The 25,748-nt window shown below is 37.1% G+C and carries 31 protein-coding genes; 24 read left to right on the top strand and 7 right to left on the bottom strand.

The window, feature by feature from the left end; genetic code table 11:
• The first annotated feature begins 286 nt into the window (after positions 1 to 286).
• Together NYE67_RS10045 and NYE67_RS10040 are read left to right on the top strand one after the other, a co-directional pair.
• Positions 287 to 907, top strand: coding sequence for a LysE family translocator (locus NYE67_RS10045; RefSeq protein ID WP_340729931.1), 621 nt, complete (start codon positions 287 to 289; stop codon positions 905 to 907).
• 148 nt (positions 908 to 1,055) lie between these two features.
• The gene (locus tag NYE67_RS10040; RefSeq protein ID WP_340729930.1) at positions 1,056 to 1,775 is read left to right on the top strand and encodes a TspO/MBR family protein; all 720 of its coding nucleotides are present in this window, start codon (positions 1,056 to 1,058) and stop codon (positions 1,773 to 1,775) included.
• 333 nt (positions 1,776 to 2,108) lie between these two features.
• Here the strand turns inward: NYE67_RS10040 and NYE67_RS10035 are convergent, their stop codons facing one another.
• Together NYE67_RS10035 and NYE67_RS10030 are read right to left on the bottom strand one after the other, a co-directional pair.
• Positions 2,109 to 3,188 (bottom strand): copper resistance D family protein, encoded by a 1,080-nt coding sequence (locus tag NYE67_RS10035; protein WP_340729929.1) that lies wholly within the window; start codon positions 3,186 to 3,188, stop codon positions 2,109 to 2,111.
• Entirely contained in the window at positions 3,185 to 3,736 is a 552-nt protein-coding gene (locus tag NYE67_RS10030; protein WP_191704482.1) for a copper resistance CopC family protein, read from the bottom strand. The genes NYE67_RS10035 and NYE67_RS10030 overlap by 4 nt, the downstream gene beginning before the upstream one ends.
• Positions 3,737 to 3,901: 165 nt before the next feature.
• Here NYE67_RS10030 and NYE67_RS10025 point away from each other — a divergent pair, with 165 nt between their 5' ends.
• Positions 3,902 to 4,648 carry an alpha/beta hydrolase gene (locus NYE67_RS10025; RefSeq protein ID WP_191704483.1) on the top strand — a complete coding sequence of 249 codons (747 nt, stop codon included), beginning with the start codon at positions 3,902 to 3,904 and terminating at the stop codon, positions 4,646 to 4,648.
• 31 nt (positions 4,649 to 4,679) lie between these two features.
• On the opposite strand, the gene NYE67_RS10020 is transcribed toward NYE67_RS10025, so the two are convergent.
• On the bottom strand, positions 4,680 to 5,063 hold the full coding sequence (locus NYE67_RS10020; protein WP_191704484.1) for an SET domain-containing protein: 384 nt from the start codon (positions 5,061 to 5,063) through the stop codon (positions 4,680 to 4,682).
• Positions 5,064 to 5,142: 79 nt separating this feature from the next.
• Between NYE67_RS10020 and NYE67_RS10015 the strand changes: the two genes are divergently transcribed.
• The gene (locus NYE67_RS10015; protein ID WP_340730903.1) at positions 5,143 to 5,541 is read left to right on the top strand and encodes an SLAP domain-containing protein; all 399 of its coding nucleotides are present in this window, start codon (positions 5,143 to 5,145) and stop codon (positions 5,539 to 5,541) included.
• A gap of 48 nt (positions 5,542 to 5,589) precedes the next feature.
• Here NYE67_RS10015 and NYE67_RS10010 read toward each other — a convergent pair whose 3' ends face one another.
• The gene (locus NYE67_RS10010) at positions 5,590 to 6,006 is read right to left on the bottom strand and encodes a hypothetical protein (protein WP_340729928.1); all 417 of its coding nucleotides are present in this window, start codon (positions 6,004 to 6,006) and stop codon (positions 5,590 to 5,592) included.
• A 130-nt stretch (positions 6,007 to 6,136) separates the two neighbouring features.
• Here NYE67_RS10010 and NYE67_RS10005 point away from each other — a divergent pair, with 130 nt between their 5' ends.
• Both NYE67_RS10005 and NYE67_RS10000 read left to right on the top strand, forming a co-directional pair.
• The gene (locus NYE67_RS10005) at positions 6,137 to 7,030 is read left to right on the top strand and encodes a 3-hydroxyacyl-CoA dehydrogenase (RefSeq protein ID WP_340729927.1); all 894 of its coding nucleotides are present in this window, start codon (positions 6,137 to 6,139) and stop codon (positions 7,028 to 7,030) included.
• A 96-nt stretch (positions 7,031 to 7,126) separates the two neighbouring features.
• Complete coding sequence (locus NYE67_RS10000; RefSeq protein ID WP_225223838.1) at positions 7,127 to 7,351, top strand: hypothetical protein; 225 nt, start codon at positions 7,127 to 7,129, stop codon at positions 7,349 to 7,351.
• Positions 7,352 to 7,464: 113 nt separating this feature from the next.
• Here the strand turns inward: NYE67_RS10000 and NYE67_RS09995 are convergent, their stop codons facing one another.
• Positions 7,465 to 7,962 (bottom strand): hypothetical protein, encoded by a 498-nt coding sequence (locus NYE67_RS09995; RefSeq protein ID WP_340729926.1) that lies wholly within the window; start codon positions 7,960 to 7,962, stop codon positions 7,465 to 7,467.
• A gap of 678 nt (positions 7,963 to 8,640) precedes the next feature.
• Between NYE67_RS09995 and NYE67_RS09990 the strand changes: the two genes are divergently transcribed.
• From NYE67_RS09990 to NYE67_RS09915, 16 genes are all read left to right on the top strand, one after another.
• Positions 8,641 to 9,204: a rhomboid family intramembrane serine protease gene (locus NYE67_RS09990; protein ID WP_340730902.1), complete on the top strand. Its 564-nt coding sequence runs from the start codon at positions 8,641 to 8,643 to the stop codon at positions 9,202 to 9,204.
• A gap of 508 nt (positions 9,205 to 9,712) precedes the next feature.
• Entirely contained in the window at positions 9,713 to 10,852 is a 1,140-nt protein-coding gene (locus tag NYE67_RS09985; RefSeq protein ID WP_340729925.1) for an acyl-CoA dehydrogenase family protein, read from the top strand.
• 4 nt (positions 10,853 to 10,856) lie between these two features.
• On the top strand, positions 10,857 to 11,729 hold the full coding sequence (locus NYE67_RS09980; RefSeq protein WP_340729924.1) for an ABC transporter ATP-binding protein: 873 nt from the start codon (positions 10,857 to 10,859) through the stop codon (positions 11,727 to 11,729).
• An 11-nt stretch (positions 11,730 to 11,740) separates the two neighbouring features.
• Positions 11,741 to 12,811 (top strand): ABC transporter substrate-binding protein, encoded by a 1,071-nt coding sequence (locus NYE67_RS09975; protein ID WP_340729923.1) that lies wholly within the window; start codon positions 11,741 to 11,743, stop codon positions 12,809 to 12,811.
• A gap of 17 nt (positions 12,812 to 12,828) precedes the next feature.
• A complete protein-coding gene (locus NYE67_RS09970) occupies positions 12,829 to 13,599 on the top strand; it encodes an ABC transporter permease (protein ID WP_340729922.1) in 771 nt (256 codons plus the stop codon).
• A complete protein-coding gene (locus tag NYE67_RS09965; RefSeq protein WP_340729921.1) occupies positions 13,596 to 13,952 on the top strand; it encodes a FixH family protein in 357 nt (118 codons plus the stop codon). The genes NYE67_RS09970 and NYE67_RS09965 overlap by 4 nt, the downstream gene beginning before the upstream one ends.
• Positions 13,949 to 14,440: a redoxin domain-containing protein gene (locus NYE67_RS09960; protein ID WP_340729920.1), complete on the top strand. Its 492-nt coding sequence runs from the start codon at positions 13,949 to 13,951 to the stop codon at positions 14,438 to 14,440. Before NYE67_RS09965 ends, NYE67_RS09960 begins: the two co-directional genes overlap by 4 nt.
• Before the next feature lie 15 nt (positions 14,441 to 14,455).
• Positions 14,456 to 15,754 (top strand): O-acetylhomoserine aminocarboxypropyltransferase/cysteine synthase family protein, encoded by a 1,299-nt coding sequence (locus NYE67_RS09955; RefSeq protein ID WP_340729919.1) that lies wholly within the window; start codon positions 14,456 to 14,458, stop codon positions 15,752 to 15,754.
• 15 nt (positions 15,755 to 15,769) lie between these two features.
• A complete protein-coding gene (locus NYE67_RS09950) occupies positions 15,770 to 16,141 on the top strand; it encodes a chemotaxis protein CheY (RefSeq protein WP_336046289.1) in 372 nt (123 codons plus the stop codon).
• 12 nt (positions 16,142 to 16,153) lie between these two features.
• A complete protein-coding gene (locus NYE67_RS09945) occupies positions 16,154 to 17,281 on the top strand; it encodes an LLM class flavin-dependent oxidoreductase (protein ID WP_340729918.1) in 1,128 nt (375 codons plus the stop codon).
• 4 nt (positions 17,282 to 17,285) lie between these two features.
• Positions 17,286 to 18,614 (top strand): LLM class flavin-dependent oxidoreductase, encoded by a 1,329-nt coding sequence (locus NYE67_RS09940; RefSeq protein WP_340728768.1) that lies wholly within the window; start codon positions 17,286 to 17,288, stop codon positions 18,612 to 18,614.
• Positions 18,615 to 18,626: 12 nt separating this feature from the next.
• A complete protein-coding gene (gene ssuE, locus NYE67_RS09935; RefSeq protein WP_339216786.1) occupies positions 18,627 to 19,160 on the top strand; it encodes an NADPH-dependent FMN reductase in 534 nt (177 codons plus the stop codon).
• 671 nt (positions 19,161 to 19,831) lie between these two features.
• Positions 19,832 to 20,341, top strand: coding sequence for an RNA polymerase sigma factor (locus NYE67_RS09930; RefSeq protein ID WP_340728023.1), 510 nt, complete (start codon positions 19,832 to 19,834; stop codon positions 20,339 to 20,341).
• On the top strand, positions 20,331 to 20,951 hold the full coding sequence (locus NYE67_RS09925; RefSeq protein ID WP_336046293.1) for a zf-HC2 domain-containing protein: 621 nt from the start codon (positions 20,331 to 20,333) through the stop codon (positions 20,949 to 20,951). The genes NYE67_RS09930 and NYE67_RS09925 overlap by 11 nt, the downstream gene beginning before the upstream one ends.
• 267 nt (positions 20,952 to 21,218) lie before the next feature.
• Positions 21,219 to 22,025, top strand: coding sequence for a hypothetical protein (locus NYE67_RS09920; protein WP_340728022.1), 807 nt, complete (start codon positions 21,219 to 21,221; stop codon positions 22,023 to 22,025).
• Positions 22,026 to 22,601 carry a hypothetical protein gene (locus NYE67_RS09915; RefSeq protein WP_340729917.1) on the top strand — a complete coding sequence of 192 codons (576 nt, stop codon included), beginning with the start codon at positions 22,026 to 22,028 and terminating at the stop codon, positions 22,599 to 22,601.
• A 314-nt stretch (positions 22,602 to 22,915) separates the two neighbouring features.
• Here the strand turns inward: NYE67_RS09915 and NYE67_RS09910 are convergent, their stop codons facing one another.
• Positions 22,916 to 23,440, bottom strand: coding sequence for a carbamoyl-phosphate synthase small subunit (locus tag NYE67_RS09910; protein WP_340729916.1), 525 nt, complete (start codon positions 23,438 to 23,440; stop codon positions 22,916 to 22,918).
• A 98-nt stretch (positions 23,441 to 23,538) separates the two neighbouring features.
• On the opposite strand from NYE67_RS09910, the gene NYE67_RS09905 reads away from it, so the two are divergent.
• Both NYE67_RS09905 and NYE67_RS09900 read left to right on the top strand, forming a co-directional pair.
• Positions 23,539 to 23,802 (top strand): CPCC family cysteine-rich protein, encoded by a 264-nt coding sequence (locus tag NYE67_RS09905; protein WP_340729915.1) that lies wholly within the window; start codon positions 23,539 to 23,541, stop codon positions 23,800 to 23,802.
• Positions 23,803 to 24,076: 274 nt separating this feature from the next.
• Positions 24,077 to 24,580: a GNAT family N-acetyltransferase gene (locus tag NYE67_RS09900; protein ID WP_340729914.1), complete on the top strand. Its 504-nt coding sequence runs from the start codon at positions 24,077 to 24,079 to the stop codon at positions 24,578 to 24,580.
• A 103-nt stretch (positions 24,581 to 24,683) separates the two neighbouring features.
• Here the strand turns inward: NYE67_RS09900 and NYE67_RS09895 are convergent, their stop codons facing one another.
• Positions 24,684 to 25,739, bottom strand: coding sequence for an LLM class flavin-dependent oxidoreductase (locus tag NYE67_RS09895; protein ID WP_340729913.1), 1,056 nt, complete (start codon positions 25,737 to 25,739; stop codon positions 24,684 to 24,686).
• Positions 25,740 to 25,748: the final 9 nt, after the last annotated feature.

Raw genomic sequence — 25,748 nt, 5'->3', positions numbered from 1 at the left:
GTTTTTATTTAAAATAACGGTAAAACGTTCCCTTTTTTATCCTAAAAATAATCTACATCATTCAAATAACGGTAAAATCTTCCGTTATTTTATACGGAGACTGACTTTCGCCGTTTGCCCATTCGAAGTTGATCGGACACTATAGCGCTGTCTTGCCGTAGCCCACCACAAAATCACATGTTATAGTGAGGAGCCAGCAAAATACAAATCATTTTAAAATGTATGTAGCTTCCTTCGTCTTAATTATGTTAAAATAACTAAAAATTTAGAAAACGAAGGTGAGGAAATGGAGAATATCGTATTCTTTATTATTGCATGTGTGCTGTTGATTATTTTGCCGGGTCCTGATACAGCCATTGTAACGAAAAATACAATTGTTAATGGACAAAAGGGCGGCTTTCAGACGATGCTCGGATCATGTGTAGGCTTAACCGTTCATACGATTGCTGCGGTTGCCGGATTATCAGCCCTTATCGTTAAATCTGCCGTAGCATTTACAGTGTTAAAGTATGTGGGTGCGGCTTATCTATGCTATTTGGGGATAAAAACATTGCTTGCTATGCGTGTGAAAAAAACAGAGGTCGATGAAGTTCCAACCATCGAAGCAAAGGGGAATTCCTATTTTAGGCAGGGGTTGGTAACGAATATTACAAATCCTAAGGTGGCGGTATTTTTCCTAACATTTTTACCGCAATTTTTATCAGCTGGCAGTGAGCCATTTTGGCCTTTCTTAACAATGGGTATTATTTATATTGTACTCACGTTTGTATGGTTTGCTGTTTATGTATTCTTATTAAACAAAATACGTAATTTTATGAAAAAACCAGCTACACAATCAGCTATTGAAGGTTTAACTGGTGCTGTGTTGATCGGATTTGGCATGAAACTTGCATTAGAAAAACAGTAAATCCTAAAAATCGATTAATTGCTACTTAGGCATTTAATCGATTTTTTATATTTTAAATGGGGTTTATTTATAAAGCCTGGCATGGTCGCATATTTTTTTAACAGGTAGGGTATGGATACCTAATCTTATAGAAAAAGGGTGAGACTTTATGGGGTTATATATTGTCATGTGGATTGCCTTGATTGCCGTAATTGTCGTCAATGCATTATCCAATACACTACCATTAAACGGGGTGACAGCAGCTGAAATTTCGAATAGGCTGGATGTACTCTTTACACCAGCAGGCTATGTATTTTCGATTTGGTCGCTTATTTATCTATTATTAGTAATTTGGTTAATTGCCATTTACAAAAAAGTGAAAGAAAACCGTTTCAAATCAAAAGTCGGATTTTTATTTATTTTAAGTTGTGTATTTAATATTACTTGGTTATTTAGCTGGCATTATGAGCAATTTATTTTATCTATTATCATCATGTTTTTATTACTGTTCACGCTCATCACGATATATTTGCAGTACAAAAATACAGAAAAAGGCTTATCAGAACGTTTTCCTTTCTCATTTTATTTAGCGTGGATTTCAGTGGCAACTATTGCCAATATGAGCTACGTATTAAAATATTACAATGTGGACCTTGGTATTTCGGAAGTAGCCGGTTCTCTTGTACTTGTAGCAGTAGCAGTCATCCTCGGCTATTTGGCAGTCGCGCTTTCCCAAGATATTTTCTTCGTATTAGTAATTGTTTGGGCATTAATTGGTATCGCTGTCAAAACAGACGACACTACAATGCAATACGGAACAATCGCGTTAACGACAATATTAATTATCGCATCGCTCATTCGCTATATGCGAAATAAGAAGTTTGCTTAAGAATAGTGAACTAGATAAAATAGGGACATTTCTTTTGTTAGAATTTAGTAGTGAGATACTTAAATTTCTATAAAGAATGTCCTTTTTTCATGCTTGAAATGTGCATAGATTTATTTTTATAGAAGAAATGAAGTTGTTCGTAGTGAAGGCGGCGACTCCCAGGGGACAAGCGCGTGGGAGAGACTACAGGCTCGAGTCGTGCCCCCAGGAAAGCGTCCGCCGTAACGGAGAACAACGGCTACGAAGTCGAAAAAAATAAGCTGTTCAAACTTTAATTATTACAAATTTGAACAGCCACTTTTTTTAATTTTACCTAACTCTTTCAGTTACAAATCATTTAAAAAACACAATCGACATAAAGCCCATATAAAAACATAAAGCAACAGCGAAAGTCATAGCTGCTGAAATAATAATAGGAAGCTGTTTTATGTAGCTTACAATGACCAGCCCAATAAAGAGGACGGTAAGTAAGAAAAAGCCTAAGCCGATTCCAGTCATTTGCAAATATGCCCGCATGCCTGTCTCAATCGAGCTGCTATAAAATAGCTCAAAAAAAGGTGAAATTTCCTGTACAGTAAAGCTTGGTGGCTGTTGTTCACTGAATAGCGCAGTAATAAACAAAATAATGATCAATAAAGTAGTCTCCATTATGACCCACGTACGAGGCTCAAATAACGGCTTTTTTATTTTCAGTTTAATTAATAGCGCATTGGCCAAAATGATTACGGTAAGGGGGACGAGCAATACATGTTTAATAAATAAAAATTGCCCGTAATTGCTTGACCAGCTTGTTACGTAGCCAGGGACAATCGATTCGGTCATCATCACACCGCTTAATGCAATCGTTGTAAGGGAGACAAGTGCAACAGGTGAGAACCACTTTAAATAAGCTTCCCAATTCGCGGCGTCTTTTGAGAAAAAGCTAATCATGATTAATATACCGAGCCAAACACTTACAGCAAGCAAATGAACAAAGTCGAAAATGGAACCGACAATGCCTGACATCGATCCTGCGTGACTAATATAGCCAATTGCAGCCATAATCGCGATAAGGACTAAAATTCCCATTACAGCACTAAGCTTCGACTCTTGTTTTACATACATCCGAACGATTAATAGTAAAATAATCGTGAAACCTAAAATTGCAAGCCATGAATGTCCAACTTTAAATTTTGATAGGAGCATCCATATTGAGTCGAAAAAGCCGAATTGCGGCGTTAATATCGTAAGCAATTGTATATTAGGAACAAACGATACAATAGGTAAAGCAATCGTACTGATCATTAACCATTTTTTTGAAATATAAACTTGCGGACGTAACGAAGTGGGGATACAGTTTAGAATAAATGTCCCCATTAAAATCGATAAACCTATATAGAGCAGAAATTGGCTAAAAATCGTTATAGCTATCATTTAGTCTTTTTCCGTGCGAAAAGTATGATTATACTAATGAAAATAATAGCAAGTAACATTCCGCCAACGACCAGCAACGGCATATTATTTTTATCATCCTCTACACTTACGGGTTCGGATTCAGATACATCAACTTGTGACGAATCTTCTACTTCAGCCTGCTCAACGTTCTCTTCTGTAACAGCTTCCTCTGTTTCAGGTGCATTGACAGTAAAAGAAAACTCTCCTGATAATGGATGTCCGTCTTCACTTATACTGTTCCACTGAACTGTATACTCACCATTCGGTAAAGGGTTATCAAAACTACCAGTTAATACACCATCTACTAAAGTCATATTGCTAGTTTCCATTTGCTCGCCATTAGCTGTAAGGACTTTAAATGTGCTACCTTGTTCAATTTTACCGGCATATGTGAGCGAAATAGATTGCAGCGGTTCTACAACAACTTCGCCATCTTCCGGTTTTGTCGTATCCAAATAAGTATGTGCTGCAGCATTTGGAACGAATAAAACTAGTGCAGCTAGAATCGATAATAATATTGTTTTCATATTATAATGATTCTCCTTTCAAGTTTTTTTCACTCACCCATCATTGTAGCGGAAACATGAAACATTTTCATCATTTCGTTGTTGAAAACCTATTAATCCAAATAAGGTAAGCAATAGAAGGGTGCTATGCTATAATAATTTGGACTATTCATAAAGGAGATTACGATGCAGTTGGTTGAAAATATCTTTTTACGGGGCAACGAAAAAGCGGTTTTACTTTTACATAGTTATACAAGTAATGCGAAGGAAATGCAGTATTTAGCAAAAGAGCTTCATCAGGAAGGTTATACTTGCTATGCACCAAACCTGGTAGGACACGGTGCTACACCTGAGCATCTATTTGCAAGTTCCATTGAAAAAGTAGCAGCCGGCAGTAGAGAGGCAGTTAATTATCTAATTCAGCAAAAATATGAAACGATCTATTTGATTGGTCAGTCTTTAGGTGGTGTGTTAAGTATTCGTTTGGCCAATGAATTTCCGCAAATTAAAGCCGTTTGCATTATTTCATCGCCTATATTGGAACGTCCAGCGGTAGAGCTAGAAAAAAGGGCAGCACATTTTTCAAGGCGGTATTTAAAAAATAATGGGAGATCGGAACAGGAAATTCAGGAGTTTATGAGTGAACACTTTCCAAGACCTATCGAAAAATTTATCGCCTTTCAGCAATTTATTGTCCAGTCTGGAAAGGAAGTTCACGCGATGAAGCAGCCGTTGTTTTTGGCAAAGGGCGGGTTGGATGAAGCGGTATTTCATAAGAGCATTGATTTAATTGAACAGAAGGTTAACGGAAATATTGTCTGCATAAAGCTATATAAAAATAGTGGACATCTTATTTCATTAGGAAAAGAACGTGATTTGTTAGCTGAGGATATTTTAGATTTTTTAAAGAAAATTGAAAAAAGAACTGTTTAAAGTTACCTTTAGACAGTTCTTGATACGATGCTTATTCTTCTTCTTTATTAAACCATAATGGATCATTATCATCGATATCACCATTATAATTAATAAAAATTTCTTCACCGGCTTTAATATCTTTGTAGGCAAAAAAATCGAATGTTTCATTTTCAAAATTTATTTCATACGTAGCATTAGGTTCATAAGAATGATTAAATAACATCCCGTAGCCTAATAATATCGCAGATCGGCCTACACCGAACTCAAATGCATAATCTGCAAGACTTGTTTTTTCAATATGTTTATGTTGCTCATTCGGGTAACTTAGGACAGGAGCCTGGTGGAATAAAGTTCCTGCTGGAATTGCTTCTTGCGCAAAAACACCGCGAGTATATTCGCCCTCACTAATTGGGGAATTTTTTATTTCAATCATTTTTTCGCCTTCTATCTTTTAAGATTCTACTCTACTGTAACACGGATGTTGTAAGAAAGGTTGTTTTCTAGCTTATTTACTGAAAAAACGGGAAGGAGAGGTTATTATCGTACAAAAACTACAATTTGAAGCGGCATGGGACAAAACGATTGCAAAACAAGACCGCCTCATCATCGAACAGCTATTTCATCAAACTAAAGATGAGGACACGGAGGAGATATCGTGCTGCTTCGTACGAAAAGCATTAAATCATCGGCAGCAGCTGCTCCTGACCGTACTTATTCATAATCGAAGTGGAGATGTGCTAAATTTTCAAAATAGAGAAGTAACCTGCACAACTACTAAGGGTGTTTTTGCAAAAACATTCACCATTCCAAATTTAAATATTCCTCCACATACTTCAATGCCATGGACCTTTATTTTTGATGATGAAGAAGAATTTCTATTCACTGAAGTTTTGCATGTGGATATTCAATAATTCATTTGGAAACTAGGGGGACGTCACACTGTTTGACAACCCCCACCGTTATTTTAAACTTTCCACAAAGGCTAATAGGTCACGAGCATCTATAATAGTAAATGGTTCAAGCCTCCCATTATTTTCAATAAGAATGACTTCCTTTATTGAATCAATATATAGAAAAAATGAGCGATCGACCCCTGCGAGATATAGGTTAAAAACAATGTCTTTATTAGTATTCGGCAAGTTAGGAATTAATTTTTTTCGATAATTTTCTTCGTCAAGTAACTCCAGTAGCTGCTTTTTTTGTTCTTGGTTTAAATTAATTGTTTCTCTTTCAAAGAGTGCAGCATCTTCAAATTCTTCACCGGCAATAGCCGCAGGTAGCGATTCGATAATGGAAGTCGGCTGTTTAAAGTAAAATAAAAAAACTGCAAAGCCTATAACGAACACGACCCCTATGCTTAATCCATATTTCTTCAAATAATCCCCCCCATTAATTATCCTTAAATTAACATTTCTTTATATGTATATAATACCGTTAACTCGCCTTAAAATAGATAAAAATTATTCTCGCAAGCCAAAGATAATTTTACTTAAAGGAGAGGTTTTCATGAATTTCATAAATGTAACGATTGCAGGTAGTGGTGTTTTAGGGAGTCAAATTGCATTCCAATCAGCTTTTTTTTGCTTCAATGTAAGTGTTTATGATATTAATACGGACGCTATTGAGGCAGCAAAAGGGCGTATGACCACTTTAAAAAAGACGTATGGCGAGTATTTTAACGATACTGACCGTGCTGAAAAGGCATTTGACAGTCTGAAATTTTTCACGGATTTAGCAGAGGCAACGAAAGACGCAGATATCGTAGTGGAAGCAGTACCGGAGCGCATTGAAATTAAACAGAGCTTCTATGAAAACCTTGGAAAAGTCGCGCCTGAGAAAACAGTATTTGCTTCAAACTCTTCCACGTTGTTGCCAAGCCAATTTGCTGCGTATACAGGTCGTCCTGAAAAATTCCTCGCTTTGCACTTTGCCAACTCAATTTGGCAAAACAATACAGCAGAAATAATGGGACACCCAGGAACAGATGCAAAATACGTGGAGCAGGTGGCAGAATTCGCCCGTGCAATCGGCATGATTCCGTTTGTACTGAAAAAAGAGCAGCCTGGCTACATCCTAAACACATTACTAGTTCCATTTTTATCTGCGGCAATGGAGCTTTGGGTAAAGGATATTGCTGATCCGCAGACTATCGATAAAAACTGGATGATTTCAACGGGCTCCCCTCGTGGGCCATTTGCCATTTATGATATCGTCGGAATGGAAACACCATATAACCTGAATTTAATGCGTGCAGAGCATGACCCGGCTGCAAAATTTGTTGCCGACAAAATTAAACGTGAAATGATTGATCAAGGCAAAATGGGCATTTCAACAGGTGAAGGCTTCTACAAATACCCAAATCCAGCCTATATGGATCCGAATTTTTTGAAATCGAATTAGTATTATTTTGGCGTGCACATTATAAAAGTGTGCGCTTTTTTAATTTGTAAACATATTTAGTACTACTTACAGTATACTGGAAAACGAGGTGATTTTATGGAAATGGTAAATCAATTTAATTCGGCAATCTGGATGTCCTTTGTAACGCCGATTTTCTTAATAAGCTGTCTGTATTTTTCGCTTTCATTTTTGCAGCATATGAAAAGCGGTAACGAGCAGCTTTTAAATTATAATAAGTGGGGCGCTGTATTATCGCTCGCTTTTGCTCTGCTTGTCCCAGCATTTTATAATATTTATTTTTATTATCAAGTAATGCAGTAACAGGGATTACATAAGAGGAACAGGAAAGTCACGAAACGTTGGTGAAACAGCATTTCGTGACTTTTTAAAATGTGCTTAAACTTCGAATCGAAAAGTTTGAGTTAATATCCGAATTAATATTGAGTTTCTAGACGTTTTTTAATTTTTTCTACCATTTCATGTTTTTCATCATGCATAGCTCCATAATCAGGTAGCCTAACGTCTTGAAAATCTCTCGTAATAAATTGAGTTGCCTGTAAAGCCTGTTCTAAATCAGCAACATCCTCCTCCGAAAGGGAAGAGTCCAACATATAACGATTGATATGAGATTGAATATCATACATTCGCTGTTCCCATTCAAAATGTACATCATTGCCATTAAAAATTAAACTTGTTATAGTCATCATCTCAAAATAAAGCCCTTGTATATACTCTCTATCTCCATTAGTTAAAGGTTGACTAAAATTCCATTCGAGGAGTTCTTCAACCGTACTTCTTAGTAATAAGATTGCAGAATCGTATTGATAACTAATATCTTTTTCTAATTCTCTTACTTGTTCTCTTGCAGGGTGGACTATCCAAATAACTGCACATAAAGCAAGAGCAATTAAAAATCTTATAAAGTACTTCAATTAAAACACCCCCCTCATTCCACAAATATTCTTCAAAAGAATACGCCAAAGTAAAAATGGATATTTATGTTAATATATAAAGTATAAAGTAACGGATCTAGTTAGTGCAATAACAAGGAGATAGTATGTAAGAGAAAGGGAGAATGAATGTTAATATTTCACTCTTATGGGCGACAACAGTTTCTAATTTTTTTCAATTTTTAATCACGATTATACCTATTACTTATCCTCGGTGGATGCGAGGATATAGTGGATATCCGTCTGATGGTTTACAGTTGCTGCGACTGTTAATGAATTAGTTAATCTTTTTACTTTAGAAGAACCAGCGACCGAAAATAGAAGGAGAAATTCCGCTTATTAAGTAAAAAAATTAAAAAAACACGAAAATAAACGGAGGAATTCCGTCTATTGATTAAAATAAACATGAAATTTACAGGTTTTAGTGTACATAAGCGGAATTTCTACCCTTATTTTCATTGAAACGAGTACATTTTTTCAAATAAGGGGAAATCGTCCGCTTATTTTCAAATTTAAATAACTGTTGGCTGTTAATGAATTTGGCGGGAAGCGTAAACTTCGTACCAATAGCGAAGAAAAAACAAAACTAACAATTAAGATCGAGAAATACTGACACATTTTATAGCTGTATGGAAGGCGAAGGGAGAGTATATTATAGTGATGAATAACGGGAATATGCCAATTGTTTCTTTGGCACTTGCCTTTCTGTATATTACAATATTTGTTTTAGATAGGCTCGTATTTAAAGGACTTCTTTTTCAACATGGAAGCGGCAAAAGCTTTGATATGATGCAACAAAATGAGTGGTATCGAATTGTAACAGTATCTTTTTTTCATAAAAATATGTTGCATTTATTAGCAAATGTTTTGGGTATTTACTACGTTGGATTAATTTTAGAAGATAAAATTGGCCATTTGAGTTTTTTACTTATTTATGTGATTAGTAATATCGGTACTTACATAATTTATTCGATGCTTATATCTTATACAGACGGTAACGGTGCATCACCAGGAATTTATGCATTGATTATTTGTATTATTATTTTACATTTCAAGGATTCAACTTTCTTAAATCTAAATTTCAAATCCTATCCAGTTCAATTTACGATCGGCTATTTTATTATCGGGAATTTTTATAATTTAGGTGCATTTACGGTTCATTTAATTGGCGCAGTTATCGGGGTAATACTTACTTTCATCTTTTTAGTTGTTGGTATCTTTTAAAATTATCTTCTAAATATGAAAATATAAGGTACGATGTTCACGTTCGTTGATTTAATTAATCGTAGATATCGTATCTCACTTTATTTAAAGAGATGAATAAGTTGATTGGAATGGAGGGACCGTGACTCCACCGGGAACAGCAAAATTTATTTTGCGACGAGTAACCGCAGGAGCACCACGCGGAAGATCCACTAAATTGTGCCTGCCGTTGTAGGCACAATTTAGTTAGCTGAAGCCGTGCCCGGGGAAAGCATCGGTCCCGGAATGGAAATCAACGGTTCAATGTTAAGAATATCTTTTACTTAATTTCAAAGTACCATTAAAATTAAAACACTGTTAAAAATTACATAGTAAAGCGTTTTAATACGCTGATTCGCTAAAAACATATTATTCCTGTATGAATTGTTTAAATTCACTATTGACTTTGGGTAAATGCCTCTGTAAACTTACGAATTAAGATTACTGAATTGCAAGAAAATTCTATTACTTATTTAAAGGAGCAGGTATGATGACAGCAGTTGCACACTTTGAAGAAATAGCCCTTCAACTCGCCGCTCAGTTTGAGAAAACTGCAGTGAAACGGGATAAGGATGGGGGTAATGCAAAGCACGAGCGTGACTTAATACGAGAAAGTGGGCTTTTAAAGCTTATAATTCCGACTGAATACGGTGGTTTAGGTGGTAATTGGCATGACGTATTTAATGTTATAAGAACTTTCGCACGTGTAGATAGCTCGCTTGCCCATGTGTATGGTTACCATTTTATTAATCTAGTTACACCGCATTTATGTGGAACTACGCAGCAGAAGGATCATTTTTACAGAGAGACAGCTAAGCATAATTACTTTTGGGGAAATGCTTTCAATCCAGTAGATATTAAGTTAAAAGCAGATAAAACTCCGACTGGTTATGTATTAAACGGGCTAAAAACATTTTGTTCAGGCAGTGTCGATTCGGACGTTTTATTAGTATCGGCTTTACTGGATGGTCAGGATGAACCTTTGTTGGCTGTTATTCCGAGTAATCGGATAGGTGTAGAAATAAATGGAGACTGGGATAATATGGGGCAACGGCAAACTGATAGTGGGTCCATACAATTTCAGCAGGTGGAAGTGCTTCCTTCAGAAGTATTGCAACGCGGTTTTTATGCAAGCGAGTTTTCGCAGCTCCGCCTAAATATTGCAACATTTGTATTAAACCATGTGTATCTTGGTATTGCAGAAGGTGCATTGAAATCAGCGCTTTCTTATACAAGAGAACAAACAAGACCGCGTACAATGACACAGACTTCTGCAATTGAAGATCCAATCATTCAACATCACTACGGACAGTTTTATGTACAGATTGAAGCAGCGAATTTGGTTGTAAAAAAAGCGGATCAATTACTGCAGCAGCTATGGGATCATCCTGAAACGATAACAGCAAACGACCGAAGTGAGCTGGATAATGCCCTACAGACAGCGAAAATATTTACTACGCAGGTTGGGTTAGATATTACTTCCAAAATATTTGAAGTGATGGGAAGCCGGTCTACAGCGAGTCATTATGGATTTGATCGCTATTGGCGCAACCTTCGAACGATGACATTGCATGTTCCAGTTGATACATCGCTTCAAGCATTAGGTAAAAAATTTTTACTGGGAGAGTGATTTAATGGTTCAACTATTAGAGCGCACAGTTCAAGAACCGGAATTACCAATTTTGGAACAGACTCAGAAGAAAACAAAAATTAAAGTGCATAATATTGATTTTAGCTATGATGATAAGACAAAAATTCTCAATAATATTCAGCTCGAAGTAAAAGAAGGTGAATTCCTTGTATTTATGGGACCTTCCGGATGCGGGAAGAGCACATTACTTCGGATGATTGCTGGCCTGGAGCCGTTTTCCGACGGTGACATTGTAATTGATGAAAAATCAGTGAGGCAAACGCACCCAGATTGTGGTGTAGTATTTCAGGATTACTCGTTATTCCCTTGGTTGACTGCACAATCCAATGTCATGCTTGCCTTAAAACAGCGCAATAAGAAAATGCCGAAAAAAGAGCTCGCGCATATTGCAGAACAATATTTAACACTCGTTAATTTAGGGCATGCCATTAAAAAGTATCCTGGTCAAATGTCAGGCGGCATGAAGCAGCGTGCTGCTATTGCAAGAGCTTTAAGCTTCGGATCGGATTTGCTGTTAATGGATGAACCATTCGGGGCACTGGATCCGGTAACCCGTATAAAGCTTCAAGATTTAATCGTCCAAATTAGCGCCGAGCAAAAGCGCACAGTTGTCTTTGTGACACATGATGTGGATGAAGCAATTTACTTAGCGGACAGAATTATTATTTTTGCTCCTGGAAAAAACGGTGCAGTTACAAAAAGTATCGAAGTACCGGTACAGAAAAAAGGAACAAACCGTCAAAAACTGTTTGAGGATCCGCAATTCCGGACATTCCGGGAATCATTATTAAACGAAATGAATGAGCAAATCGTAAACAGCTTGAAAACGGAAATAACAGATGGAGCAGGAATTTAGGAGGATGGATAATGCAAAAAAGTAAACTGAAATGGCTGGCATCTTTAGCAATAACGGTAGGGATACTTGGTGCCTGCGGGGATGAAAAGCAAATTTCACAAGGCAAGGCTTCGAATGATTACGAAATTACTGTTGGATTAAGCCAATCTGCGGGTGGAGTGTTAGTCGATATTGCCCACCAGGAAGGCTATTTTGAAGAAGAAAACATTGAGGTGAATCGGGTTGGCTTTGCGAATTCAGCAGATGGGCTAAATGCACTGCAGGCTGGAAAAATTGATGTCGGCTTAACATTTGGTACGGCAGGTCCCTTAACATTTATCGCAAATGGTTCTGATTTTTCGATTATCGGAGGACATTTGGAAGGCGGTCATCCGATTTTAACGAAAAAAGAAAATGCCGGACAGTATACATCTCTTGAAAGCTATAAAGGAAAAAAAGTCGGTACAATCCGTATTTTCACTTCGGATATCGTGTTCCGATCAGCGCTTGAAGATGCAGGTATTGACTGGAAAACAGACTTGGAGATTATCGAATTTAAAACAGGTAGTATGTTACTTGAAGCTGTAGCATCCGGGAAAGTGGATGTTGCCGTATCTGCCAACTCATTTTATGCACAGGGTGTTGAGATGGGGCTAGAAGCAGTTGCTTGGAGCAATGACTTACAGGAAGGTCATGTTTGCTGCCGTGTTGTAACTCGTTCAGAATTATTGGCTGAAGACGATGGCGAAGCGTATAAGCGATTTTTAAAAGCAATAATCCGTGCAGAGCGTAAAAAAATCGAAGATCCGGAAGCTGCCATTACCGCTGCTAAAGAATATATGAATGTTGATGAAGAGGTAATTAATAAAATTGTTAACGAATCACATTCCCATTATTCTTCAGATCCAAGTAAAGAAAAGGTCGTTCAAATGTGGGAACAAATGAAGGAAATTGGCTATGTAGAAAATGTTGACGACATTGATGTCAATGACTATGTCAATATCGATCTTTATGAAAAAGCATTAAGCGAATTAATCGAACAGTATCCGGACGATTCGTATTACAAAGAACAATTAGTTCGTTTCAATGAACAGAACATTTAAGTAGGGAGTGAGAATGAATGCTCACATTTTTTAAACGCTATAATCTTACTATTTTGATAGGGATTATATTCATTGCAGTTTGGGCACTCGTAACAAAGTATGCAACGTGGATTAATCCTGTTATATTCCCGCAGCCAATAACGGTTATCCAGTCATTTGGTGTAAAAATCGGCGAGCTTTTAAACGGTGTGGCGAGTTCGATGAAGCTGCTCATTCCAGGCTTTTTCGGAGCATTAATCATAGGAGTTGTAGGGGGGCTGTTCTTCGGATTAAACAGAAGATCGCGTGAAGTGTTAATGCCTTATTTCCATGCATTAAGTCCGATTCCACCGACGTTGTTTATTCCATATGTCATCGCGATTTTACCAACGTTTCAAACAGCATCCATGTCACTTATTTTTATCGGAGCATTTTGGCCCGTTTTCTTAGGAACGATTCATGGAGTTCTTTTAATAGAAAAGCATTATTTGGATAATGCAAAATCACTTGGTTTAAAAGGTTCAACGTTTTTACTGAAAGTCGTTTTACCTGCGAGTGCACCTCATATTTTAAGTGGTGCCAGTACATCACTGGCAATGAGCTTTTTAATTTTAACGATTGCTGAAATGTTCGGTGCTTCATCAGGAATGGGCTTTTTCATTCAATATTACAGCGATTTTTCACAATATCACTATGTGTTAGCCGGCATTATTTTTAACAGTATTATTATCGTCACGGTCATGATTGCCTTTGAAAAGATTAAAAAACGTCTGTTGTTTTGGACGAATTTAAAGGCGGATAGTAAGTGAAAAAATTACTTTATTTACTTGTGTTAGTGCTTGCCGGCTGTAGCGCGCCGTCTGCTGAAACACTTGAAGTGACGATAAAGGCATCAAAACATGAAGTGGAAGCCTTTGAGCCAGTGAAAATCACTTCACATGTAACAGTCAATAACGAACCGATTAGCAGCGGGGCAGAACTTGAGTTTGAATTGATCAATCCGGATGGTACTTCGATTGGAGCTGTAACGCCGACAAATGAAGGCAATGGCGTGTATTCAATTGAAACGAGCTTTGATGGCCAAGGTACTTACAAAATCATTTCGCATGTCAGCTACGGAGAATTACATGAAATGCCGGAAGTGGAGGTCACGCTGAAATGAAAAAAGGTACACAGCTAACCCTTGTCATTGTATTAATCATCGCACTCAGTTACGCCATTATATCAAACGTAACAAGCAGTCATGCTGAAGCAAAAATCGATCATATTGAACTTCTAACGCCTACTGGTCAACAAGTTACCATTCCTTCAGAAGGAAGTTACATTCTCAATTTCTGGGCAACGTATTGTCCTCCGTGTGAACGGGAAATGCCAGCGTTTGAAGCAGCTTACACAACACTGCAAGCTCAAAATATCGAGCTGTATGCGGTGAATGTGGAGGAACCAACGAAACTCGTTAACCGGTATTTAGCACAATTTAATCTGTCGTTTCCTATTTTGTTGGATCGTAACGGTGAGCTAAAACAGGCTTATGACATTTTAACATTACCTACAACGTTATTTGTGAAAGACGGAAAAGTCGTACACACCGTCAAAGGTGAACTGACTGAACAACAATTGCTTACATTTACTAAAAATTTTCTTTACTAAAGGAGAGCACCTATCATGACATTTTTTAATCAAGAAACAATTGCCTTACATACGGGGCAAACAGTTGATCCAATAACACGATCACGTGCCGTTCCACTATATCAGACGACTTCTTATGTATTTGATGATACCGAGCATGCAGCGAGTCTTTTTAAACTTCAAGGCAGCGGCTATTTATATTCCCGTAATGCAAATCCAACAAATGCCGTTTTTGAAGAGCGTTTAGCTGCACTTGAAGGGGGAGTTGGAGGGTTTGCCGTTTCTTCAGGTCAGGCGGCCATTTTAATTGCCGTATTAACTTTGGCGCAGGCGGGTGAGGAAATTGTTGCAACAAATGCGCTGTATGGTGGTACTTATACGTTATTTTCTAAAACATTACCCCGTTTTGGTGTGACAGTACGCTTCGTCGAAGGATCTGATTTACAGCAAGTTGAAGCTGCGATCAATGAAAAGACACGTGCCGTATTTACAGAAACAATCGGTAATCCAAGCTTAGAAATTGCTGACATAGAGGGATTGGCACAAGTTGCACATCGCCATGACGTGCCACTGATTGTTGATAATACGTTTGCTACACCTTATTTATCAAAACCTATCGAATTTGGCGCTGATATCGTTGTTCATTCAACGACAAAATTTATCGGCGGACACGGAACTTCTCTAGGTGGAGCGATTATTGATTCAGGTAAATTTGAATGGAAAGAGACGCGCTTCCCAACGTTTGTACGACCAAATGAATTAATTGATAACCGTTCATTTGTTGAAGCAGCCGGTGAAAAAGCGTTTATCGCGAAAGCCCGTTTTGAATTAGGTCATGATTTAGGGGCAACATTGTCACCGTTTAATGCATGGCTATTTATTCAAGGTCTTGAATCTTTGGCTGTTCGCGTACGCCAGCATGTAGTGAATGCACAGGCAGTAGCCGAGTATTTAGCACAGCATGAATTAGTGGAATGGGTAAATTATCCGACATTACAAGGAAATGACCCGCAAAACTTAGTAGCAAAATATTTACCAAAAGGTGCAGGTTCAATTTTCAGCTTCGGCATTAAAGGCGGGTTAGAGGCGGCGAATACATTTATCAACAATGTACAGCTCCTTTCACATGTGGCAAATGTAGGTGATTCAAAATCACTTGTCATTCATCCGGCAAGTACATCACATTCCCGATTAACGGCTGAGCAGCAGCTTGCAAGTGGTGTAACACCTGGGTTAATCCGTTTATCCATCGGTTTAGAGGACATTGAAGATATTAAAGCAGACTTGGCACAAAGTCTTCAAAAGGCTGCCGAAGTCGCGCAAATTACAAAATAATAGGAGGAATTGAAAATGACAATTGCAGTAGTAGTGAATGATGAAGGTATTGTAACACCAATCGTGGAAGGAACGATTTTACGAATTATTCAAAAAGACCATTCTATAGAAGATTTTCGCAACCCGGCACTCGATTTAACAGAAGGTCGACGCGGTGCCACATTACGTAAAGCCATTGAGCAAGGGGCAACAACATTTATCGCACCGCCTGAAACGTTTTGTGAACTTTCTTATAAAAAAGCGCAGGAAGAACAGATTTCGTTTATTAATATTGCAGCAAACCAATCATTTGCACAGGTTATAGAACAGGTAACTTCAGGTGAAATTCAAATTTCAAAGGAACTGCCGGCTGATGAAGTAGTACCAAGCGCACCGGCTGTACAATAAGGAGGAAAAAACATGACAAAAGTAGAGTTCATTACAATGGCACCAACTTCTGGAGACAGTGAGTATATAGGGAATCAAGTTTCGAATAAAGGCCAGCAAACATGGTCTGGTGTTGGCGTAGATTCTGATCGTGAACCTTCTGTTGAGTATATTACACAGATCGCTCAAGCTGCTGAAAAAGCCGGCTTCTCAACATTACTGTTACCGATTGGCGGAAATTGCGTCGATTCTTTAGTCGCAGCATCTCATTTAACTGCACATACTAATACACTAAATTTCCTGTTTGCTGTACGTCCCGGTTCTACAGCTCCAACACAATTAGCAAAGCAGTTCGCATCAGTTAATTACTGGACGAATAATCGAGTATTCGTAAACGTAGTCACAGGTGGGGCGCCAAAGGAACTGGAAAATGACGGCGACTTTTTATCACATACGGACCGCTACAAGCGTACGCGTGAATATATCGAAATTTTAAAACGTTTATTCAATGGAGAGACATTTGATTATAATGGGGAGTTTTACACATTAAAAGGTGCGAACTTGCCATTACCGGTAAAAGAAGCACCACCAATTTTCTTTGGGGGTTCCTCACCAATTGCAAAAGAAGTCGCTACAGATGTTGCGGATGTCTACATGCTGTGGGGTGAAACATTGGAAACAACAAAAGAAGAGCTAGAATCAGTTGTCAAACTCGCAAAAGAGAAAAAACGCAATTTATCATACAGTGTGTCATTCCAGGTTGTTCTAGGTGAAACGGAAGAAGAAGCATTTAAAAATGCCAATAAAATTATTAGCCAAATTGCACCAGAAGTGTTAGCCGCAAAACATGAAAACACATTAAAAAACGGGGCAGTTGGCGTGAATCGTCTGCATCAGCTAATGCTGGAGGCAAAGGATAATAACTTTGTCATTGCACCAAATATTTGGGCCGGCTTAACACAAGTATTATCAGGCAATTCGATTTCCTTAGTTGGAACGCCAAAGCAAGTTGCAGAACGAATCGTGGAGTTTGTAGATTTAGGGTTTGATAAAGTATTACTTCGTGGATTCCCTCATTTAGAGGTCATTACCGACATTGGTGAAAAAGTCATACCGCTAGTTCACGAAATTTTGGCTGAACGCGAAAAGCAAGTAGTATAGGGGGATCATCATGACGAAAAAGCAAATAAAACTAGGTGTATTTCTAATGGGAACGGGTCATCATATCGCTTCTTGGCGTCATCCGGATGCCCAGGCAGATGCTAGTGAAAATGTAGAGTTTTTTAAAGAAGTAGCCATAAAAGCGGAGCAAGGAAAACTTGATATGCTGTTTTTGAGTGACGGCCTATCCTTTAATGAACTGTCACATCCGGCTGAACAAGTGCGCTTTGAGCCACTGACATTATTAAGTGTTCTATCAACGGTAACAAAAAATATAGGCTTAACAGGTACGGCATCGACTACGTATAATGAGCCTTTCCATATCGCCCGGAAATTTTCTTCACTGGATCATTTAAGTAGAGGGCGAGCGGCATGGAATATTGTCACGAGCTATTATGAAGCAGAGGCAAGCAACTTCAATCAAGATAAGCATTTGGACCATTCATTACGATATGAGCGGGCAGATGAATTTGTTGAAGTGGTAAAAGGCTTATGGGATTCCTATGAGGATGATGCACTAGCACGTAATAAAGAAACAGGTGAATATATTAAAAAAGGGAAGCTGCACACTTTGAATCATAAAGGCGAATACTATTCAGTGCGCGGTCCATTAAATTCATCTCGACCACCGCAGGGAAGACCCGTACTAGTGCAGGCAGGCTCTTCAGAAGCAGGGACAACATTAGCCGCAAAACAGGCCGATGTTATTTTTACAGCCCAGCAAACATTAGCAGATGCACAAAGCTTTTATAAAAAACTAAAAGATAAGGCAGTAGCTGCTGGACGTGACCGTGATGATATAAAAATCATGCCGGGTGTTTCGGTTTATGTAGCTGAAACAGAGGAAAAGGCACGAGCAAAATACGAGGAGCTGCAGCAATTAATTACACCGGAAATTGGCCTGGACTTTTTGGAAGATTATCTAGGTATTGATCTATCAGGCTATGATTTGGATGGTCCACTTCCAAAAGATATTCCGCCAACTAACGGCAACCGCAGTCGTCAGCAACTTATTATCGAGCTTGCTGAGCGTGAGAACCTTTCAATCCGTGAACTGTATTTGAAAATTGCCGGTTCCCGTGGACACCGAATTATTTTCGGTTCGCCTAGTCAAATTGCTGATCAGTTAATAGAATGGGTGGATAACGATGCGGCGGATGGCTTTAATTTAATGCCGCCATACTTCCCAGGAGGATTTACGGATTTTATTGACCTGGTCATTCCGGAACTTCAAAAGCGCGGCGTCTTCCGTACAGAATATGAGGGCAATACATTACGAGAAAATTTAGGCTTACAGCAAGTGCCATCAAGATATGCATTACAACAAGTTTAGGAGGAGTGAAAGATGACAAAAGCAATCTTAATTAATGGCGGTAATAGTATTTCGTCACGATTAACGGGAATACAGCAATATATTGAATCAGTACTAGATAAAGACGGTATCTCATATGAGACGATTCAAGTACACGAACTGCCTGCAAAGGATTTAATAACAGCCAATTTTGCAAGTAAGGAAATCGCAAAGGAAATCGTCAAAGTAGGGGAGGCGGATATCGTATTTTTCTTAACCCCAATTTATAAAGGCTCATTTACAGGGATATTAAAAACTTTCATCGACTTATTACCGCAAAAGGGGCTCGAAAATAAGACGGTGATTCCGGTAGCTATAGGCGGATCAATTGCGCATTTATTGGCATTGGAGTACTCACTGAAACCTGTACTTTCAATACTAGGGGCTACAACGGTTTCAAGTCCGATTTATATTGTTGATTCTCAAGTGACAAAAACAGAAAACGGCTTTACATTGGATCAGGCAGCAGTAGAACGCATAGAAAAGGTGTGGGAAACCGTTGCGCCACAAGTGAAACAAACCGTATAAAAGATCATCCTCGCGAAGAGTAATTTACCTCGCGGGGATTTTTTAATGTAAATTTAAATTATGGTATAATTTTGCAGGTTATGGGGGTTTTAGTACAGGGGCAACCAGGAGAAGTAACCAAAATAGGCGGACCAATTCCGCTTATTAAAAAAAATAAAATAAAAACCACCAAAATAAACGGAGATATTCCGTCTATTGAGTAAAAAAACATAGAATTTAAAGATTTTCACGTATATAAGCGGAAATTCTCCCTTTATTTTCATGGAAACGAGCACAATTCTTCAAATAAGGGTAAATCCTCCGCTTATTTAACTCTCGTGGGGCTCACTTGGATTTATTAATTTAAGTGCTACACAGGTTTTAATTGTTTTAACTTGTATTATGGGTACATCAATCCCATTAACAATGGTTATTTATTCGAAACTAATTTAATAGTTAACTACAAATCAATACAAAATAACGTTCCTAAATGTGTCACTTAAACACCTTATTCATTCAATTGAATAAGGTGTTAAATTTTAGCTGCTTATGTCCCGAAACGACGCTTTGGGAATTTTCCATACATATTAGATTATAATTCATTAAATTAATTTAGCATTAATTGTAACGAATCTTTGTTTCATTCTATATATAAGTGAACTCAATTTAAGGATGTTGGAGGGAGGTATTCAGTGGAGGATTTAAGTGAAATCTATAAATCCTATGCAAATGAAGTAAAACTTTTTCTTCTTTGTTTAACATCAAGTGAGGATTTAGCAGAAGAATTAACACAGGAAACGTTTTATCAAGCGGTTAAATCGATTCATCGTTACAATGGCGAATGCAAAATTTCAGTTTGGTTATGTCAAATTGCTAAGCACAGCTATTTTGATTATTTAAAGAAGGCAAAGCATCGAAATCATACGAGTATTGATTACTTAATTAAAGCAGGTGTAGATATCCGTTCAAAAGAAGATTTGCCTGATATCGCAATGATTAAAGAAAGTACACTACGTGAAATCCATCAAGAAATTCGGCAATTACAACAACCGTATTCTGAAATTTTTTTACTTCGAATAACTATGAATTTAAGTTTTAAAGAAATAGGTGACATCTATGAGAAAAGTGAAAACTGGGCAAGGGTTACATATTATCGTGCAAAATGCAAATTAGCAGAAAGGGTGGATTTGGATGAATTGTAATATTATAAAGGATTTGATGCCGTCCTATATAGATAGAATTTGTAGTAAAGAAACAGGTGCAGCAGTGGAAGAACATATTGAGCATTGCCAAGATTGTAAAAAAACTATGCAACTGATGCAGCAACCCACCATACAAATAGTCGAAACAAATGTAGAGGTTGCGAAAAAACCGTTTAACCTCATTAACAAAAAGCGCCGATTTCAAGTTATTACAGCTATTTTGATGACCTTTATGATTACTACAATAAGTGCTCTAGTAATACAAGATGTAGGGGTTGTTAATCAATTCTTTTTCCCAAAGGTTACAGCAATTGCACATATAACGAATGACAGGGAAGAATGGCAAAGTATTAGATTCTCTGCCGATGGGATTAATACTCAAGATTATGTGATATATGATAGCGTTTTTTGGAAGAAGGAGATTATTAATGATGCTAATAGTGATAGTAATGTGTATCTAAGAGTAAAAGATGAAAAGGGCGATGTAATTATTGATGAATTTCCAATATCCTCTGGAAAAGGGGTTAAATTAGAAGGTTTGAAGAGGAAAGAAAAATACTTTTTTGAAATAAAAGCTTCACCAGGGCGCTTCTTTATTAATGCAGTATAGATGTATCTAGTATCAAGTTGATTTTATAATTCAAAATAACGTTCGTAAATAAAAGTTTGTGGAACATTGTATATACTTGATTTTTTGCAAGGTTCCTCATTTCAAAAGGAAGGATAGAAGAGGTGAGGGAAACCGTTGCACCACACGAGAAAGAAACTGTTTAAATAATTATCCTCGCGAAGAGTTGCTCACTTTGCGGGGATTTTTTATATAAAAAAGCTCACTATATCCAAAATATGGTATAATTTACCGGGGAGGGGTGAAATTATGAGCAAACGCTTTATTTTGATGCTTGCTGTAACGTTCATTATTTTTACAACAAGCAGTGTGATTTTACTTCAAAAGGAAATCGAAGAGCCTATTATTCTTCCAATTGGTACACAGGCACTGCATATGGAGGAAGAGAGCTTTATTAATATGAGCTATGTTACAAATCGTAATGAGGAGATAGAACTCGAATCTATTCAAGTGGGCGAAATGAAGCTAGTACCGTATAAAAAACCGCATCACTTTTCTATAAATCCAGAAACTGACGAAAGAGATTCCATTATACAAAGCTATCCGTATTATGATCTGCATTCGGTCGAATTTAAAGTAAACGAAAATGAATACAGTACATTAACTGCTGCCTCCAACAAAAATGCAATTGCATTTTTTTCTAATGGTGTAAAACAGGAATTCCCTTTAAAAGTGGAAGTGCTTACTAAGAATAAAGAATACTTGTTTGTCGGAGTACAAAGTAGTGATACAGCAGATGGTGAATCAGAAACAATATTTACTATTACAGAGGCTGGAACTATAGAAGAAATAGAAACGGTATTTCCGTTGGCGAATATTAAGTTATATAAAGAAGATAAGCAGCTGACTCTTCCATACAATACAGAAAAAGGCGAAAAGCTATCGATTCACATCTCGCCAAACTACCGTATTTGGGATTCTAGATATAAGAATATTATTGTTCACGGCACATTTGCGACTGGAGAACCATTTACCGAGGGAATTGCACAATACATATATGAACTCCCTCCTAAAAAATGGATAAACGATTTTGTAATGGAAGCGAGGAACAGATAAATGAGTCGATTTTTTTCACTGGTACTTATTGGGTATGCTTTTATCATTATTGACCTTAACTTTGGAATTGATATTATACCGGATATTATCGGTTATATTATCATTGCAAGAGCAATTCAAAAATATGCCGAGTCGAAGTACAATAAAACCGCAGTTCTGCTTTCGTATATTACAGGATTCATTTCACTAATTGAAATGCCTATAGCTTATCGTTTAGTAGAGAGTTCACCAGCCGAAGTGAATCTTCTTTATGGTTTTATATCCAGTATTATTCAACTTCTTTACTTCTACTATCTGTTTGGTGTCTTCAATAGCTTTGCACAGAATACACCCTATATCAAATATACGAAAAGGGTGAAGCATTTAGTTGTAGGGAGCTTATGGATTGTCATTACATCGATGTATCTTATTGAATTTACTCAAAATATTATTGTAGGATTTGCGGTAGTGATAGCAGGAATTGTATTAATTATTGGATTTATTATGTTTATCATATACTGTTATAAGATGATGAGATACGGGAAATTATTAGAATTACGCGAAAAGGAAGAACAGGTGGAAACAGAAACAACGTAGACTATTGAGCAGTGCATTGCTATTTTATTGGGTAGCGTTAAGACTGTTACTAAGTAACCAAAATAGACGGAGCAACTCCGCTTATTAAGCAAAGAAAGAAAAAAACCACTAAAATAAACGGAGAAATTCCGTCTATTTCATAAAAATCCATAAAATATAGAGGTGTTAGTGTACCATAAGCGGAATTTCTACCCTTATTTTCATAGAAATGAGCGCAATTTTTCAAATAAGGGTAAATCCTCCGCTTATTTAACTCTAGGACCTGTGTATATTTTATGGTTAAATTCATTTTATTTAGCTGAGTAGTTTCCATTTTAGTCATATGGTTTATCATAATCCTGAACTTTAAGCTCTTTTAGAAATTCAATAAAATTTATTCTATATCTATATTTTTCTCTATAATATGACTTTTTACCGAGAAAATCTTTATGCACAATCTCAATAATATATTGTTTCATCCGATTTTCCTCCGCATTATCATAACTTTCGATAAGCTCTATTAAAAAGGAAACAAGATAATTAAATACTACAGGGAAATCTTTTTCAATTTCTTCCTGGTATTCAACTAAAGCTTTAATATACTTATATAACTCACTTTGTTTAGTAAAACGGAAACTGCAACCTGAATTCCAATACCCAAGCCAAATAGTAAATATACCAACAGAATACCGTCTCAATTCTTTATCAGAATCCCCGAAATATAAATAATATGGGTAATGTGGAAACGCCATTCCACCATCAAAACCTAATATTCGGAAGCCACTGTTCAATACTTTATTAACTTCTGTAATAATCATATTTTTTTCTTCATTTGTAAGTTTCTTACCTTCTGACTTCATAATACCCCCTCAATTTTTTTACTTTTATTATATCAAAATATGGGTAAGTTATTGAATTCTTGCTTGTAAATAAAGAAAATATATATTGAGGTGATTAAATGAAATGTACTTGTCCTTGTTGTGGTTATAAAACCTTAGATGAAGAACCTCCAGGAACATTTGAAATATGTAGTATCTGTTTTTGGGAAGATGATGGAGTTCAATATGATGATCCAGATTATGAGGGAGGCGCAAATCTACCATCTTTAAGAAAGGCACAGAAAAATTATGTCTTATTTGGGGCTTGTGAAGAAAGTTGTATTGGGGCTGTAAGAAAACCAAACGAAAATGATGTAAGAGATCTTGATTGGAAACCATTATAAGTTAATAGAAGATTAATGCATTATTTTAACTAGAAAGTAGGTAAATCAATGATTCCATTAGTTTATGACCAAGTAAATGGTTGGGGAAAAGACGATGAATTTTTTCTAACATTCGAATGATTTAAGTGAAAAATTGGATAAGCTAATTGAACAAAACGAACAGCTGCTTTTATTACTAAAAGAACAAAAATAGATTTACAAGATACAGAGGAAATTTAAGTACTTAAGCTTTAATATTTTTAATATACAAATACAATAGGGGAGAAAAATAGGCGTGATTTTAGATCAAGAACTACATATTCGACATATGGACAAGGCTGATTTTAATTTAATGGTAAAGTGGCTAAATAATCAGCAGGTACTAGAGTTTTATGAAGAACCACCTTCAAATTTAGAACGAGTGATAAATAAATACGGACCAAGAATAGACGGAAAACACTATGTTACTCCCTGTATTGTAGAATACAATAATGAATCAATTGGTTATATTCAATATTATGAGATTCAAGAAACAGAATTGAAAAAGTACGGCTATCCAGAAAACCAAAATATTTATGGAATAGATCAATTTATTGGTGAACCTAAATTATGGGGGCAAGGAATAGGGACAAAAATGATACAAATGATGTTAAATTTCCTTTGTAATAAAGGTGCCTCCAAAGTTCTATTAGAGGTGAAAAGTAATAACGTTAGAGCAATATCAAGCTATAAAAAATGCGGTTTTAAGAGAATTAAAGATCTTAACAACGATCTGGTTTTAATGGAATGGATAGCTTGAATTAATTAAAAATAAAAGAAGAACCCATTTTAATCAAATGGATTCTCCTTATATTTATAAACTACTTACGTTTTCATCAATTCCACCACGGCTGTCACTACTTTTATTTTGCTGTATATTTTTTTATAGCCGGAATAATTTCATTGCCGATCAGCTCGATGTTTTTCATTACTTTATCAAACGGAACGCCGCCGAAATCAATTTGAGCCATGAAGCGTTGCATTCCAAACAGTTCATATTGGTACAGCATTTTTTCAATAATTTGATTCGGGCTACCGACCATTAAGGCATCCTCTACTCGAGGGGCCTGTTCTACTTGCCAGCGCGGGTAGCCTTGTCCACGAATTGCCTGGAAACCGCCGCTTAGAAATGGATGCATCCCGTCAACTGCCTCTTGCTCTGTTTCTGCGACATAAAATAAACTTGTCGTTGCGATCGGTAATGTACTCGCATCAAAGCCACTGCGATCCGCCGCTTCACGATAAGCATCAACAGAAGCCTTGAAGTTAATCGATGGACCGCCTAATGTTGTTAGCATCATCGGAATACCCATATAACCAGCTTTTATGGCACTTCCCGGAGGTCCACCGACTGCACGCCATATTGGAATGGAGCCGTTTAATGGCTGTGGTAAAATATGGGCATTATTTAAAGCAGGACGAAATTTACCACTGTAATTGACTACCGTATTGTCATTTAACTGTTTTAGTAAAGCTAACTTTTCCTCAAATATTTCTTCGTAATCACGTAAGCTCACACCGAACAATTCATGTGCGCCAACACGTGATCCACGACCCGCAACAATTTCTGCACGGCCGTTTGAAATTAAATCAATTGTTGCAAAGTCTTCATATACACGAACCGGATCAGCTACACTCAATACGGTTGCAGAGCTGGAAAGTTTGATGCTCTTCGTAGCATTAGCTATCGCACCTAACACAACGGAATGTGCCTGTGTTGTAAAATATTGCTGATGACTTTCACCGACAGCAAACACATCAATCCCAGCTTGCTCGGCTAATTGGCTTGCCTCGATAATCTCGTTTAGACGCTGTTGTGCAGAAATACGAGAGCCTGTTAATGGATTTGGCATATGGTCTCCTAATGTATAAAGTCCAAATTCCATCCCTTTTGTTTCATCAATTCGATATTGTTCCATCATTCATTT

It is taken from the genome of Solibacillus sp. FSL W8-0474, from assembly GCF_038004065.1.
Lineage (GTDB): Bacteria > Bacillota > Bacilli > Bacillales_A > Planococcaceae > Solibacillus > Solibacillus faecavium.
Note: the sequence above shows the minus strand (reverse complement) of the source record. Positions and strands in the feature narration are given on the sequence as shown.